The organism is Acinetobacter sp. FDAARGOS_494 (assembly GCF_003812225.1).
GTDB classification, from domain to species: Bacteria; Pseudomonadota; Gammaproteobacteria; order Pseudomonadales; family Moraxellaceae; genus Acinetobacter; species Acinetobacter baumannii.
Map to the genome: position 1 here is coordinate 901,886 of NZ_CP033866.1, position 14,550 is coordinate 916,435.

The following is a 14,550-nucleotide window of genomic DNA, read 5'->3' on the forward strand; positions in this document are numbered from 1 at the left end:
AACCATATACTTTTTATGGTTTTCTCGCTTATTACGAATTTTCGCGCTAAAATATGCGCCTTAAATTTCTATCTTAATACATTTGGAGTTTTCCATGAACGCTACTGTAGAACAGCTTGCACCTGTAGAACAGCAAGCGACCGCGGGTTGGGTTGTTGCAGCACTATATCAATTTAAAGAAGTTCAAGATCCAGCTGATCTTCAACAACGTCTTTTAGACTTAGTGAAAACAATTAACCTTTGCGGAACTCTGATTGTAGCAGGTGAAGGAATTAATGGTACCGTTGCTGGGGACCGTGAGGCAATTGATACGATTCATCAATTTTTGTTAAACGAAGGCTTTAACGCTATGGAATATAAAGAATCCCATAGTTCTGACAAACCTTTCCGTAAAATGAAAATTAAGCTTAAAAAAGAAATCGTGACTTTAGGCGTTGAAGTAAAACCTCGTGATTTAGTGGGTCACTATCTTGATCCTAAAGAATGGAATGAGCTTATTGCACGTGATGATGTGATTCTAATCGACACACGTAATGACTATGAATATAAAGCCGGAACTTTCAAGGGGGCGATTGACCCAAAAACAGAAACTTTCCGCGAATTTCCTGAATATGTAAAAAAAGAGTTAGAACAACATAAAGATAAGAAAATCGCGATGTTCTGTACGGGTGGTATTCGCTGTGAAAAATCAACTTCTTTGCTTCTTCAAGAAGGCTTTAAAGAGGTTTACCACCTTAAAGGCGGTATTCTTAAATATTTAGAAGAAACTCCTCCTGATGAAAGCCTTTGGGAAGGTGAATGTTTCGTATTTGATGGACGTACTGCTGTAACTCATGGTGTTGAAGAAGGTGCAAACATTAAATGTCATGCTTGTGGCTGGCCTTTAACTCCTGAAGAGTCTGCGCTACCAAGCTATGAACATGGTGTTTCTTGCTTGTATTGTATTGATAAAACTACTGAAAAACAAAAAGCTGGTTTCCGTATGCGCCAATCACAAATTGCTGCCGCTAAACGTAAACGTTTATAATTAAAAGAGGGCATCATTTGATGCCCTCTTTTTTCTATTTTATTTATAAAGCTCCATAAGCTTTTTAAACTCTGGGCTAGCACAATTCATTGAAGACACTATTGGAGATTTTCCAACAACAGCCCTCAATTTCCCATCACTAGAAAAGCTTAATCCAATCTGACTATAGGTATTTATATCTGTATAAGGTCCTGTATTAATTATAAGATCTATAATTTCTAATTCACCTTCATCAAAAGTAAAGTCCATGCCATCCTCTTGTTCTTTATCCAATAATGCCGATACTGTTTGATTCCCTTTAGTGAAACTTACTTTATTCCCTTGTTTGACCAAAATACATTTTTCATCAGAATCAGTAGCAACTAAATTACTTTCCGAAAAATCATCAATAACCTTATCAGAGCATTTATTATATTGTTCGGTATTTTCTGTTTTCGGAAGTACTTGGCAAGCATCTTTATTAAAACCAAAAACTTTTGCTACACTATTATTTAAAAACTCTATTTTCTCAGGTACTTGAGATAAATTCCCATCTTTAATTAACATTAATAGTGAATCATAATCTTTAATATTTCTATTATTCTGAATAGCTTCCAACAACTCTTGAATAGCTTGATGAATAGGGTTATTTGCTTTCATCTCAGCAGTAAATAGATCCATATCATTATTAATACCGTACCCCTTTTTAATAAGTTCAGCGACCAAAGCAGAATTTGCCGAATTTAACTTTTCTGTAGTCATACTTCCAGATTGATACCATGTTACAGGAACCTGATTACTTGCATAAGCAACAACCATATCTGTGAGCGGGTTAATATTTACCCTTCCCTCATGGTCGATATAACTATGATAAGTTTGCCCCTCAGCTTTTGCCTCTAAACGACAAGGAAATTTACTGGTGTCTATTTCCCCTTGCCATTGCCCTTGTGCATTAACAATTACTTTATTTTTGAAACCAAGCCCATCTTTACAAATTGCTGTTACATTTGCACCATTTAAAACAGAAGTTGAAAATGCAGTACCAGAGATTAGTTTATAAGTAACTTGATTTTGGGTAGATTGTGCAATTTTTTCTTCACTGACACTGTTGCTATTTTCATCACCGCAGGCTACAAGTAATATTACTGAGAGTACGCTAGTAATTTTAAAAATTATATTCATATTAAATCACGTTGTTAACATATTAAAGATTTTCATGACGCCAATAAAATATTCATGGCGAGATAAATTAATTTTTTGATTAAGAGAGTAATATCAAAAAATTTTGCTGGTAATTATATAGAAATAAAATTAATGTAAAAATATTATATTTAATTATGTATTAAAAATACTAAAAACATAAAAAACGCCCTAGAAAGGACGTTATTTATTATTTCTTCTAATAAATTAATTTGGAGTATGGTACATCAAATATAACTCATTCAAATTATCTGGGATTTCTTCTGCCAGTTCATCCATTAACTGTCCATTGCGACGGAAAGATTCCATCTGTGGATCTTCTTCATCAATTCCGCTAAAAACCATGATTGGTAAAGTCAAATCAACCAATTGTTCTTCATACTCAGGGGCAAACCATGCCTCTTCGTTTAAGAACATTGCGTCAACAAACCCTACACTCCAATCACCTAGGCTTGATTCAACGTCAGCTTCTTCAACTTCAAATGGAAATTCAATCCCATTTTCATTTGCTAAATCTTGACGAATCGACTCTAGCCAAACCTTGATTTGTTGAATAATTTCAGCCGGAACCTTTTTCTGGTTACCTTCGAACAATTCATCTAACCAACGGTCAAACTGAGGACCTACTGCAATTGCACACAAAAATCCATGAGTTGCAGCAAAGTCTAGACCATATTCATTGTGGTCTCCATCTAGATATTCACTTAATTGGTCTAAATCTAATGCACTCATTGTGTGTTACCTGACTTTAAAAAGAAATTGACGATAGCATAGCACTTAAGCTGACGATGCCCTATTTAGTTTTGATTAGTCTTCGTCATCAAGATCATCATCGTCTAAATCATAATCGAAATCTTTTAACTCACGCTCTAAACGGCGCTGTGCCAATAGATCATCAATTAATCTACGTTTTTCCAACGATTCTTTTGCACTGATTTTGCCTGATGACTCATCAAAACCGACATCATCATCATCGCCGTAGTTATCATCTAGTTCAAAATCTGTAGAAGACACTAAAACTACCTCATAATGAAAAAATGTGAATGGGTCTAGCCGCTATTTATCTGTCTTACTTTTCCTTGTCAAGTTTTATTTATATTTTTTTCATTTAATTGCTCATTTGTACTTTTTTTCACCCAAAAAATTGTGTATTTATAAAACAGAACAATCTTTTGATAAGCGAAGATTTCTACAAATTTTTCTATGATTTAACCTTGAAAAAAATGATTTTAGCCCAATATTCAAAAAATAGTCGTGAATTCAAAGATATTTTTTATTTAACGGTCACCGATCAAAGCCCAAACATTTCAAGCAAATTGTGCTATCATGCACGGTTTTTCACTGCCACAGATTCAACAAAGAGTAAGCAAAGATGAGCGATATGCATTCCCCTACTTCTCAAGTAGCGGCTCTGATTAGCCGAGGCAAAGAACAAGGTTACTTAACTTACGCTGAGGTTAACGATCATCTGCCGGACTCGATTACTGAAAGCGAACAGATTGAAGACATCATCCAGATGCTTCAAGACGTTGGTATTCCTGTACACGAGCGTGCACCTGAATCTGACGATACCATGTTCGGCGAATCAGCTGATGCAACTGATGAAGTTGCTGAAGAAGAAGCTGCTGCCGTACTTGCATCTGTTGAAAATGAGCCTGGACGTACGACAGACCCTGTACGTATGTACATGCGTGAAATGGGTACAGTAGAACTGTTAACCCGTGAAGGTGAAATCAGCATTGCTAAACGTATTGAAGAAGGCATTCGTGATGTCTTGAACTCAATCGCTTACTGGCCAAATGCTGTTGAAGTTGTATTAAAAGAATATAATGATTTTTTAACTGGCGAACGCCGTCTTGCCGATATCTTATCTGGTTATTTAGACCCTGAAACTGACGAAGATATTCCTGAAGTTTTAGAAGATGTTGAAGAGCTTGAGGAAGAAGACGAATCATCTACAAAGTCAACGAAAGAAGTTAAGCTTGATGATGACGATGAAGAAGAAGAGTCTGAAGGTGATGATGATTCTGAAGGTGATTCAGGTCCAGACCCTGAAGTTGCAAAAGTTCGTTTTGCTGAATTAGAAGCTGCATGGGCTCAAACTAAAGCTGTCATCGAAAAACATGGCCGTAATAGCCCTGAAGCAAATGAAGCTCTTGAGTCTTTAGCAACTGTATTTATGATGTTTAAATTTACTCCACGTTTATTTGACATCATTTCAGAAATGATTCGCGGAACTCATGAACAAATTCGTGCCAATGAACGTGAAATTATGCGTTATGCAGTACGTCGTGGCCGTATGGACCGTAACCAGTTCCGTACATCTTTCCCGAAACAGGAATCTAATCCTGCTTGGTTAGATGAACAAATTGCTAAAGCTCCAGCTGAAATCAAGGCTCACTTGGAAAAAGTGCGTCCTGATGTTTTAGCCTTCCAGCAAAAAATTGCAGATATCGAAAAAGAGCTTGGCCTAAACGTTAGTGAAATTAAAGATATTTCTAAACGTATGGCAATTGGTGAAGCCAAAGCTCGTCGTGCGAAAAAAGAAATGGTAGAGGCCAACCTTCGTTTGGTAATTTCGATTGCGAAAAAATATACCAACCGTGGTTTACAGTTCCTTGACTTGATTCAAGAAGGGAACATTGGTTTGATGAAAGCCGTAGACAAGTTTGAATACCGTCGTGGTTATAAATTCTCGACTTATGCGACTTGGTGGATTCGTCAGGCAATTACCCGTTCTATTGCCGATCAGGCTCGTACAATTCGTATTCCTGTACACATGATTGAAACGATTAACAAAATTAACCGTGTATCGCGTCAATTATTACAGGAAATGGGCCGTGAACCTACTCCTGAAGAGTTAGGCGAACGCTTAGAAATGGATGAGGTTAAAGTTCGTAAGGTTCTTAAAATTGCGAAAGAGCCAATTTCAATGGAAACTCCAATCGGTGATGATGAAGATTCGCATCTTGGCGATTTCATTGAAGACCAGAACATCACTTCTCCAATTGATGCTGCGACTTCAGAAGGCTTAAAAGAAGCAACTCGTGAAGTTTTAGAAAACTTAACTGAACGTGAAGCAAAAGTATTGAAGATGCGTTTTGGTATTGATATGCCAACCGATCATACTTTAGAAGAAGTAGGTAAGCAGTTTGATGTAACACGTGAGCGTATTCGTCAGATTGAAGCGAAAGCATTGCGTAAATTACGTCACCCTTCTCGTTCTGAACACTTGCGTTCTTTCCTAGAGAATGACTAATTTTTGAAATCTTGAAATTTCGAGACTAGTCCCCATTTAATAGAAAGAGCTATAAACGCCTGCGATGATGCAGGCGTTTCACATGATGAGGTTACTTATGTTAGACCGCACTCCATCTCGCGAACTCCGTGAAGACCTTTGGGTATTTCCAATGGACTATCCAATTAAACTCATTGGCGATGCGGGTGAAGAATTACGTATAGCTGTCGTTGATATTCTAGTGAAACATTTTCCTGACTTTGACCAAACAACGTTAAAAGTACAAGAATCACGTACAGGCAAATACCATTCATTAACCGCGCAATTACGCTTTGATGAATTGGAACAAGTGCATGCTTTATATGCAGACTTGGCTGCTTGTCCGCAAATAAGAACTGCGCTTTAATTTTAAAATGCCATGACAAATTTAATGTCATGGCATTTTTATTTATACCAATCTTTATAGAAATAATTACAAATATTTAGAACCGCTTAAGCAAAATACTTTAAACTCATCAAAAGCATACTCTCATAATTTAAAGTTGAGAGACTTCCCTTCTGTTAAGTACTATGCACAGGAAAATGTTTAATGAGCCTTGATAAACCCACTTTGATTATTCGTCAGTGGAACGATTTACAAGATTATCAAAGCAAATTCGAATCGATGAAGAACCTGACCAATCAACGTGATGAAAATACAGCAGACGAGCTGTGGTTACTCCAGCATCATGAAGTACTAACTCAAGGTCAGGCAGGAAAACCAGAACATATTCTGATTCCATCAAACATTCCTGTAGTACAAACTGACCGTGGTGGACAAGTAACTTGGCATGGTCCTGGTCAACTCGTCGCTTACTTTATGTTTGACCTTAATCGACTGAAATGGAATGTACGCACATTGGTCAGTTTTGCTGAACAATTTATGATAGATGTTTTAAAGAAATATAACATTGAAGCATATGCAAAACCTGATGCACCAGGCGTTTATGTGGATGGCAGAAAGATTGGTTCATTAGGCTTCAAAATTCGCCGTGGACGTAGTTATCATGGTTTAGCCCTAAACTTGGACTGTGCTCTAACTGGTTTTCAAACCATCAACCCATGTGGTTATGCAGGGCTAGAAATGGTCCGCATACAAGATTTAGTGACTCCATATCCATTATTTGAACAACTTTGTCAGGACTTTATTGAGTATATTAAAGGTACTGGGTACTTTAATGACCCAGAAGTCAAAATTGAATAAATGATTTTGAGATGGAATAAAAATATATTAGAGTAATTACTCTAAATTTGCTTTTGCATAATTTTAAGAAGGGATAGCAAGTGATTTCGACAAAAGCTGTAAAGCCCACTCTGCAACTTGCCTACGTTAAGCTCATGATGGACGTTGTTGGTCGAGGCTTAGTCATGGCGAGTCAAGTAGATAGTGAAATACAAGAGGAAGTGTCTAAATTTCCTGTTCACTTTGTACTTTCAATGAATGTCTTCCCAAATGGACCAGCATTTTTTGCACGAGTGACAGAAGATAAACAATTAGAACTGCTGAAAAGAGCGGAAAAAAAGCCTGATTTAACCATTACGTTTAAGCATGTAACTCATGCTTTTTTGGTTTTCTCTTTTCAGGAAAGTACTGCTCAAGCCTTTGCAAATGACCGTATGATTGCTGATGGTGATGTATCTGCAGCAATTCGTTTAGTTCGCTGCCTCAATAAAATGGAGTCCCTCATTTTACCGAAATTGGTGGCTTCACTCGCTGTTAAAGAATACCCAACTGAACTTACCCTAAAAGAAAAATTCAACCAGGCTGCAAATATTTATTTAAAAGTAGCTAAGTCTTACTTCAAGCGGAGCGCATAACATGGCTAAACCATATTACGAATTCTTTTGTCCTGTAAAAGTCATTGCCGGTAATGCTGCTTTAGAACATATTCCGTTTGAACTTGCGACTTTAGGTGCAAAACGCCCTCTTATCATTACCGATAAAGGTGTTCGTGCAAATGGCTTGTTAAACCCTATTGAAGCTGCTTTTAGCACAACTGATGCAGTCATTGGTCATGTTTTTGATGATGTTCCACCAGACTCAAGCCTTGAAGTTGTTCGACTTGCCGCGGAAGCTTATCGCACAAATAAATGTGATGCGATTATTGCTGTGGGTGGTGGTTCTGTTATCGATACCTCTAAAGCAACTAACATTTTAGTATCAGAAGGTGGAGATGATCTTCTTCAATATTCTGGTGCACACAACCTACCAAAACCATTAAAACCATTTTTCGTCATCCCGACTACATCAGGTACGGGCTCTGAAGTGACCATGGTTGCTGTTGTGTCTGATACACAAAAGAATGTTAAATTGGCATTTGCTTCATATTACTTAATGCCACATGCTGCGATTTTAGATCCACGCATGACATTAACGTTACCACCTCACTTAACTGCAATGACGGGCATGGATGCATTAACACATTGTGTTGAAGCATACACCTGTATGGCAGCTAACCCGCTTAGCGATGCCTATGCAAGTGCAGGTATTAAAAAAATTAGCGAAAACCTATTTAATGTCTTAGAAAATCCAAATGACTCACAAGGTCGTTTAGAACTTGCACAAGCTTCTACAATGGCAGGTATCGCATTCTCTAACTCGATGGTAGGCCTTGTACACTCATTAGGACATGCATTAGGTGCAGTTGCTCACCTGCCCCACGGGCTGTGCATGAACTTATTCTTACCTTATGTGCTTGAGTACAATAAACAAGTCAATGGTCAGAAAATTGGCGAGTTGCTATTACCACTTGCAGGTGCGGATATTTATGCCCAGACTCCTGCTACTCAGCGTGCAGACAGAGCAATCGCAACTATTTTAGCAATGCGTGATCGTTTATTTAGCTTAACCAAATTACCACGTACCTTACGTGAAACAGGTAAAGTTACTGAAGCACAGCTTGATGAAGTGGCAGAGAAAGCACTAAATGATGGCTCAATTATTTATAATCCTAAAGAAGCAAGCTTAAAAGATCTACGAGAGATCTTACAAAAAGCTTGGTAAGTTAAGATTTAGATATCTAAAGAAAAAAGCTAAAGGTCTGATTTTTATGACAAATCAGACCTTTTTTATATCTATGAATTTTTATTCATCATTTTCTTTGGAAATATGGCAAAAAATTTGCTAAAAAATCCACGAAAGTACTGACAATTTGCATCAATTTAGGATAGATTGGCGCACTTTATCTTTTATGTAGGGGGGATCGTTCGTCTCAAACGATCCTTAACACCAAGCTGATCCTTGATCAACGATTATGAGGATAACGCCGTTGACAAACTTATCTGGGACTAAACCAACAGCTAAACTTCAAAAGAATCTTGTGCTTTGGCACATCATTATTATTGGTTTAGCTTATATTCAGCCATTAACTTTATTTGATACTTTTGGTTTAGTATCAGAACGAAGTGGTGGTCATGTACCTACTTCTTATATCTTTGCCTTAGTTGCAATTTTATTGACGTCGATCAGTTATGGACACATGATCAAACGCTATCCTTCTTCAGGATCAGCATATACCTACGCCCAAAAGTCAATTCACCCTAATGTTGGTTTTATGGTGGGTTGGTCATCTTGGCTAGACTATTTACTTTCACCACTCGTCAATATCATTTTGGCCGATATTTATTTAAGAGCTTTGTTTCCAGAAGTAAATAATTGGCTATGGGTTATTGGCTTAACTGCATTAATGACTGTGATTAACTTATTTGGCGCACGCTTTGTCGCGCGTTTTAACAGTACAATTGTAGTTATTCAACTTGGTGTTATTTTTTACTTTGTTTATCAAGTATATATTCTCCTTACCCAAGGCGTATATGCTGATGGTACGCTTAATCCCGATAAAGCCGAATTATGGTCATTAACTCCTTTTTGGAATGATATGACTTCTATTAGTGCTTTGATTGGTGGTGCAACAGTACTGTGCTTTTCTTTTACAGGTTTTGATGCTTTATCTTCACTTGCAGAAGAAACTAAAGATGCTGAAAAAACGCTTCCAAAAGCGATTTTCTCAACAGCATTGCTTGCAGGTATTATTTTTATCGTAAGCACTTACTTTATCCAGTTGTATTTCCCTAGCAATCCAAACATCTATTTTAAACCGTTAGATGAATCACAACCTGTTATGGTTGCAGCAATTGGCAGCATTGCATTTAAAACATTAGTTTTATATTTTGCTGTAGTTGCAGTAATGGCATCCGGTATTTCAGCACATGCTGGTGTATCTCGCTTAATGTATGTAATGGGTCGTGATGGGGTTATTAATAAAAAGTTGTTTGGTCATATTAGCCCAAGATTGCATACTCCGACTTACAACATTCTTATTGTTGGTGTGGTTGCATTATCTGCTGGCTTTTTAGACCTTGAACATATTGTTAACTTAATTAGTTTCGGGGCCTTAACTGCTTTTAGTTTTGTAAACTTCTCGGTGATTTCGCGCTACGCGCTGAGAGATGGTAAAAACAAATCTATCAAAGATATTATTAATTACATTATTGTACCAACGCTTGGCTTTGCTAGTGTGTTCTTAATGTGGTTAGAAATTGACAAGCTTGCTTTGCAAATTGGCTTAGCTTGGGCAGTGTTTGGGGTAGGTTATCTTGCCTATAAAACCAAAGGCTTTAAATATAATGCTCCTCAACATAATGAGCATGAATAACAAAAAAGGCGCTTAAAAGCGCCTTTTTTTATGGACTCATTAACCATATATTTTATTTACAATGGCTTGTACACGTTTTGCATAAACTTTAGCTGTTTCCAAATCCCCTGTTGGGACTTCATCTACACTTGCATCCGAAGGTGATTGAACTAAAAGCCCTACCGAACCGCCTAAGTTGTTTACATCTTCACGTGTTGCATCTTTAGTATTCGCTGGCAATAAGCCCAGACTCACCCAAATGCCACCATGCTGTGATGCTAAAGTTTGCAGCTGGATAAGCGTAACTTGTTTATCCCCATTTAAACTTGCACTATTCGTAAAGCCTGCAAATACTTTATCTTGCCAACCACGTGTGAACCAAACTTTTGAAGTGGCATCAGCAAATTTTTTAAATTGCCATGGTGCTGTACCCATATAGGTCGGCGCACCAAACACAATACCTTTTGCATTATTCAATGTTTCCCAATCTTGCTCAGTGATATTACCTTCCTGATCAATCTGGATAAGTTGAGCATTAATTTCATTAGCAAAAGTTTCAGCCACTACTTTAGTGTGGCCATAACCTGAGAAATATACAACCGCAATATTAGAATTAGACATGGAAGAAAACCTATGTTTTATTAAATTCCATTTAATGATATATTTTAGATACTAGGTGTCAATTAGTTACCATTTGGTAACTATCCTATTTTTTTAGAAAAGAGAGGGTAAATTAGATGAAAGAATGTCTAAAATATAATATTTTTCAACAACATTGCCCTGCTCGACTGTTTTTTGAAAAAATTGCAGACAAATGGGTTTTACTCATCTTAAATATTCTTGAGCATGAAACTCAGCACTTCAACTTACTTAAAAAAAATATTGAAGGGATTTCACCTAAAGTCTTGTCTCAGAAGTTAAAAATGTTAGAGAGAGACGGTTTTATCGAACGAAAAATTCAGGATACTTCCCCTATTCGTGTCGATTATTCCCTCACGCCACTTGGGCAAAATGTAGCTGCTATGGCATATCAGTTAAAAGAATGGGCTGAAACTAATATTGAGCAAGTTTTAGCAGCCCAAATCATGTATGACGAAAAAATACTAGAACAAGCTTAAATAAAAATAAGGCCACTAAGGGCCTTATTTTTATTTAGAACTTAAGAAATTAACCTAATTTTTTAAAGCCTTGCTGACGCCATGCTTCATATACAATTACGGCAGTTGCATTAGATAAGTTTAAACTTCTTGAGTTTTCTGCCATTGGTAAACGAATCCATTGTTCTTGAGGGAACATCAGACGAACATGTTCAGGCAAGCCGCGTGTTTCTGGCCCCATCAATAAAGCCACAGGTCTATTTAAATCAACTGTATGAGGCGTAGCAGAACCTTTCGTAGTTAAAGGAAAAACATGCTCAACACCTTTTGCTTTTAAGTCCGCAAGACAAAGCTCTATGTTGTCCCAAATTTGCATTCTTGCCCATTCATGATAATCAAGCCCTGCACGTTTAAGCTTTTTATCATCAAGTTCAAAGCCTAAAGGCTTAACTAAATGCAATTGAGCGCCTGTATTCGCGCATAGACGAATAATATTACCTGTATTAGCAGGAATCTCAGGCTCGTATAGAACAACATGAATCACTTAATTACTCACTTAAATTACTTATTGGTTAGCTCAGGCAATAATTACATCTCTTTTGCAGATATCAATAAGCCTACTAATTCCACTGTAACTGTTCACGCAAACGTACAACCTCACCAATAATTGTGAGTGTCGGCGCATGAATTTGATGTTCTGTCACTTTAGATGCAATATCAGCAAGTGACCCCACCACAACCTTCTGTTCAGGTGTCGTACCCTTTGAAATTAATGCAACTGGCATATCTGGACGTTGTCCATGCGCAATCAGCTGCTCACAAATACGCTCTAATCCCACCAACCCCATATACAGTACTAATGTCTGGTTTTCGTATACCAGTTCGTTCCACGGTAACTCAGGAGAACCTTCTTTTAGATGGCCTGTAAGAAAGCGGACACTCTGGGCATAATCACGATGGGTAAGCGGAATACCTGCATAAGCTGAACAACCTGACGCAGCAGTAATACCGGGAACAACTTGAAATGGGACGCCAGCTTGGAATAACTCTTGGATCTCTTCGCCACCACGGCCAAAAATAAAAGGGTCTCCCCCTTTTAAACGACAAACACGTTTACCTTTTTTCGCGTAGTCAACCAATAATGCATTAATACCTTCTTGAGGAACACTATGGTTAGAACGCGCTTTACCAACATATATTTTTGTTGCGTCTCGACGGCACAATTCTAAAATAGGTGCAGAAACAAGACGGTCATAAATGACCACATCAGCTTGCTGCATTAAACGTAAAGCTTTTAAAGTAATGAGTTCAGGATCACCTGGACCTGCACCCACCAAATAAACCTCGCCTTTAGGTGCTTTCCACTCCTGCAGTGCTTGTTCAAGCATGCTATCGGCAACATCTAGATTGTCATTAAAAACTTGTTCTTTTAAGGGGCTTGCATACAAGTTTTCCCAAAATATACGGCGCTCATCTGGATTAGAAATTTTTTCTTTAACCTGATTGCGCCATTTTCCTGAAAACTCAGCTAACTTGCCCATGCCATGTGGAATAGAGGTTTCTAACTGCGTACGGATTTGACGAGATAGAACAGGAGATGTTCCATTTGAGGCCACAGAAACAATTAATGGAGATCGATCAATAATCGCAGGCACCATAAAACGACAATGTGGAATATCATCGACGCTATTTACAAGTAAATTGCGCGCTTCACACTGCTCAAAAACTGTTTTATTTACTTCTGCATCATTGGTCGCTGCAATAACTAAACGATAGGGTGTACTTAAAAATTTTTCAGCAAAAGCTTCAATAAACGGCTCGCCGTCTGTTGTTTTAATTAATTGCAGAAGCTGATCTTCAATTGCAGGAGCAACAACATCAATTATTGCTCCTGCTTTAGCTAATAAAGTTGCCTTGCGTAAAGCAATATGCCCTCCGCCCACAATCAGACAACGTTGCTGTTGCAACTTCAAAGAGATTGGAAAAATATCCACCTTAAACCTCTACATCGATCATCTGACTATGTTTAAGCAAAAACCGTGCACACTTTAGATGCAAAGCTTAATCAATAAACGTTGCACCACCCATATATGGGCGTAATACTTCTGGAATCTCAATTGAACCGTCTTTGCGTTGGTAGTTTTCCATTACTGCAAGTAAAGTACGCCCTACAGCAAGGCCTGAACCATTTAGAGTGTGCACCAATTCGGTCTTCTTCTGATCCATACGGTAGCGTGCTTTCATACGACGTGCCTGGAAATCACCCATATTAGAGCAGCTTGAAATTTCACGGTAAGTATTTTGACTTGGAACCCAAACTTCTAAATCATAAGTTTTAGTCGCCCCGAACCCCATATCACCACCACAGAGCAAAATTTTGCGGTAAGGCAAACCAAGTGCCTGTAAAATGCCCTCAGCATGTGCAGTAAGCTCTTCAAGTGCCTGCATAGATGTTTCAGGCTTAACGATTTGCACCATTTCAACTTTGTCAAATTGGTGCTGACGAATTAAACCACGTGTATCACGACCATAAGAACCTGCTTCACTACGGAAACATGGAGTATGAGCCGCATATTTTAATGGTAAGCGATCTGCATCAATAATTTCATCACGGACAAAGTTAGTGACTGGAACTTCTGCTGTAGGGATGAGGTAGTATTCTTTTTCACCTTGAAGTTTAAATAAATCTTCTTCAAATTTTGGTAACTGACCTGTCCCACGTAATGAATCAGCATTTACCAAATAAGGCACATACGCTTCGGTATAACCATTCTTTAAAGTATGGGTATCGAGCATAAACTGAGTTAAAGCACGTTGTAGACGCGCTAAAGGCCCCTTCAACACACTAAAACGTGAGCCTGTGAGTTTAGTGGCAGTTTCAAACTCTAGTCCGCCCATCCACTCGCCTAAATCAGTATGATCTTTGATTTCAAAATCGAACTGACGAGGTGTACCCCATTTTGAGATTTCAACGTTATCATTTTCATCTTTACCAGCTGGCACAGATTCGTCCGGCAAGTTAGGAATGCTAAGCGCTTTTTGCTCAATCTCGTTTTGTAGCTCTGATAAAGCAACTTCGGCAGCTTTAATTTCATCACCAATGGCTTGCATACGTGCCATGATTTCAGAAGCATCACCACCGGATTTTTTAATCTGACCCACTTGTTTAGCACCGGCATTTCGCTCTGCCTGTAACTTTTCAGTTTTTGATTGCAAGTCTTTACGGCGAGTCTCTAAAGATGCCCATTCTTGAACATCTAACTGAACACCACGTTTTGCCAAAGCTGCATTAACGACTTCAATATTATTTCTGAGTAACTTAGGGTCGATCATAAT

The 14,550-nt window shown here is 38.0% G+C and carries 15 protein-coding genes; 8 read left to right on the top strand and 7 right to left on the bottom strand.

Features of this window, described 5'->3' with window-relative positions; translation table 11 throughout:
* The first annotated feature begins 94 nt into the window (after nucleotides 1-94).
* Entirely contained in the window at nucleotides 95-1,027 is a 933-nt protein-coding gene (locus EG365_RS04335) for a rhodanese-related sulfurtransferase (RefSeq protein WP_000994655.1), read from the top strand.
* Between the two features lie 39 nt (nucleotides 1,028-1,066).
* Here the strand turns inward: EG365_RS04335 and EG365_RS04340 are convergent, their stop codons facing one another.
* The 3 genes from EG365_RS04340 to EG365_RS04350 form a co-directional block, all read right to left on the bottom strand.
* Nucleotides 1,067-2,188, bottom strand: a complete 1,122-nt coding sequence (locus EG365_RS04340; protein ID WP_001021244.1) for a hypothetical protein — start codon at nucleotides 2,186-2,188, stop codon at nucleotides 1,067-1,069.
* A 225-nt stretch (nucleotides 2,189-2,413) separates the two neighbouring features.
* Entirely contained in the window at nucleotides 2,414-2,938 is a 525-nt protein-coding gene (locus EG365_RS04345; protein WP_001274941.1) for a YecA family protein, read from the bottom strand.
* A 75-nt stretch (nucleotides 2,939-3,013) separates the two neighbouring features.
* Nucleotides 3,014-3,220 (bottom strand): PA3496 family putative envelope integrity protein, encoded by a 207-nt coding sequence (locus EG365_RS04350; RefSeq protein ID WP_000099358.1) that lies wholly within the window; start codon nucleotides 3,218-3,220, stop codon nucleotides 3,014-3,016.
* A gap of 358 nt (nucleotides 3,221-3,578) precedes the next feature.
* Here EG365_RS04350 and rpoD point away from each other — a divergent pair, with 358 nt between their 5' ends.
* The 6 genes from rpoD to EG365_RS04380 all read left to right on the top strand — a co-directional run bounded on the left by rpoD (nucleotide 3,579) and on the right by EG365_RS04380 (nucleotide 10,138).
* Nucleotides 3,579-5,465: an RNA polymerase sigma factor RpoD gene (rpoD, locus tag EG365_RS04355; RefSeq protein ID WP_001281941.1), complete on the top strand. Its 1,887-nt coding sequence runs from the start codon at nucleotides 3,579-3,581 to the stop codon at nucleotides 5,463-5,465.
* 97 nt (nucleotides 5,466-5,562) lie between these two features.
* Nucleotides 5,563-5,850, top strand: coding sequence for a YbeD family protein (locus EG365_RS04360; protein WP_000887099.1), 288 nt, complete (start codon nucleotides 5,563-5,565; stop codon nucleotides 5,848-5,850).
* Between the two features lie 183 nt (nucleotides 5,851-6,033).
* Nucleotides 6,034-6,687, top strand: coding sequence for a lipoyl(octanoyl) transferase LipB (gene lipB / locus EG365_RS04365; RefSeq protein ID WP_000050856.1), 654 nt, complete (start codon nucleotides 6,034-6,036; stop codon nucleotides 6,685-6,687).
* Nucleotides 6,688-6,767: 80 nt separating this feature from the next.
* Nucleotides 6,768-7,301 (top strand): hypothetical protein, encoded by a 534-nt coding sequence (locus tag EG365_RS04370; RefSeq protein WP_000626048.1) that lies wholly within the window; start codon nucleotides 6,768-6,770, stop codon nucleotides 7,299-7,301.
* A gap of 1 nt (nucleotide 7,302) precedes the next feature.
* Nucleotides 7,303-8,487, top strand: a complete 1,185-nt coding sequence (locus EG365_RS04375; protein ID WP_001118410.1) for an iron-containing alcohol dehydrogenase — start codon at nucleotides 7,303-7,305, stop codon at nucleotides 8,485-8,487.
* A 265-nt stretch (nucleotides 8,488-8,752) separates the two neighbouring features.
* Nucleotides 8,753-10,138: an APC family permease gene (locus EG365_RS04380; RefSeq protein ID WP_000183443.1), complete on the top strand. Its 1,386-nt coding sequence runs from the start codon at nucleotides 8,753-8,755 to the stop codon at nucleotides 10,136-10,138.
* 39 nt (nucleotides 10,139-10,177) lie between these two features.
* On the opposite strand, the gene EG365_RS04385 is transcribed toward EG365_RS04380, so the two are convergent.
* On the bottom strand, nucleotides 10,178-10,738 hold the full coding sequence (locus tag EG365_RS04385; protein WP_000071875.1) for a flavodoxin family protein: 561 nt from the start codon (nucleotides 10,736-10,738) through the stop codon (nucleotides 10,178-10,180).
* 116 nt (nucleotides 10,739-10,854) lie between these two features.
* Between EG365_RS04385 and EG365_RS04390 the strand changes: the two genes are divergently transcribed.
* The gene (locus tag EG365_RS04390; RefSeq protein ID WP_000656640.1) at nucleotides 10,855-11,235 is read left to right on the top strand and encodes a winged helix-turn-helix transcriptional regulator; all 381 of its coding nucleotides are present in this window, start codon (nucleotides 10,855-10,857) and stop codon (nucleotides 11,233-11,235) included.
* A gap of 49 nt (nucleotides 11,236-11,284) precedes the next feature.
* Here the strand turns inward: EG365_RS04390 and EG365_RS04395 are convergent, their stop codons facing one another.
* The 3 genes from EG365_RS04395 to serS all read right to left on the bottom strand — a co-directional run bounded on the left by EG365_RS04395 (nucleotide 11,285) and on the right by serS (nucleotide 14,547).
* Nucleotides 11,285-11,758, bottom strand: coding sequence for a tRNA (cytidine(34)-2'-O)-methyltransferase (locus tag EG365_RS04395; RefSeq protein ID WP_000582207.1), 474 nt, complete (start codon nucleotides 11,756-11,758; stop codon nucleotides 11,285-11,287).
* Between the two features lie 76 nt (nucleotides 11,759-11,834).
* Nucleotides 11,835-13,208 carry a siroheme synthase CysG gene (gene cysG, locus EG365_RS04400; protein ID WP_000350910.1) on the bottom strand — a complete coding sequence of 458 codons (1,374 nt, stop codon included), beginning with the start codon at nucleotides 13,206-13,208 and terminating at the stop codon, nucleotides 11,835-11,837.
* A 67-nt stretch (nucleotides 13,209-13,275) separates the two neighbouring features.
* Nucleotides 13,276-14,547, bottom strand: coding sequence for a serine--tRNA ligase (serS, locus tag EG365_RS04405; RefSeq protein ID WP_000566837.1), 1,272 nt, complete (start codon nucleotides 14,545-14,547; stop codon nucleotides 13,276-13,278).
* Between the last annotated feature and the right edge of the window lie 3 nt (nucleotides 14,548-14,550).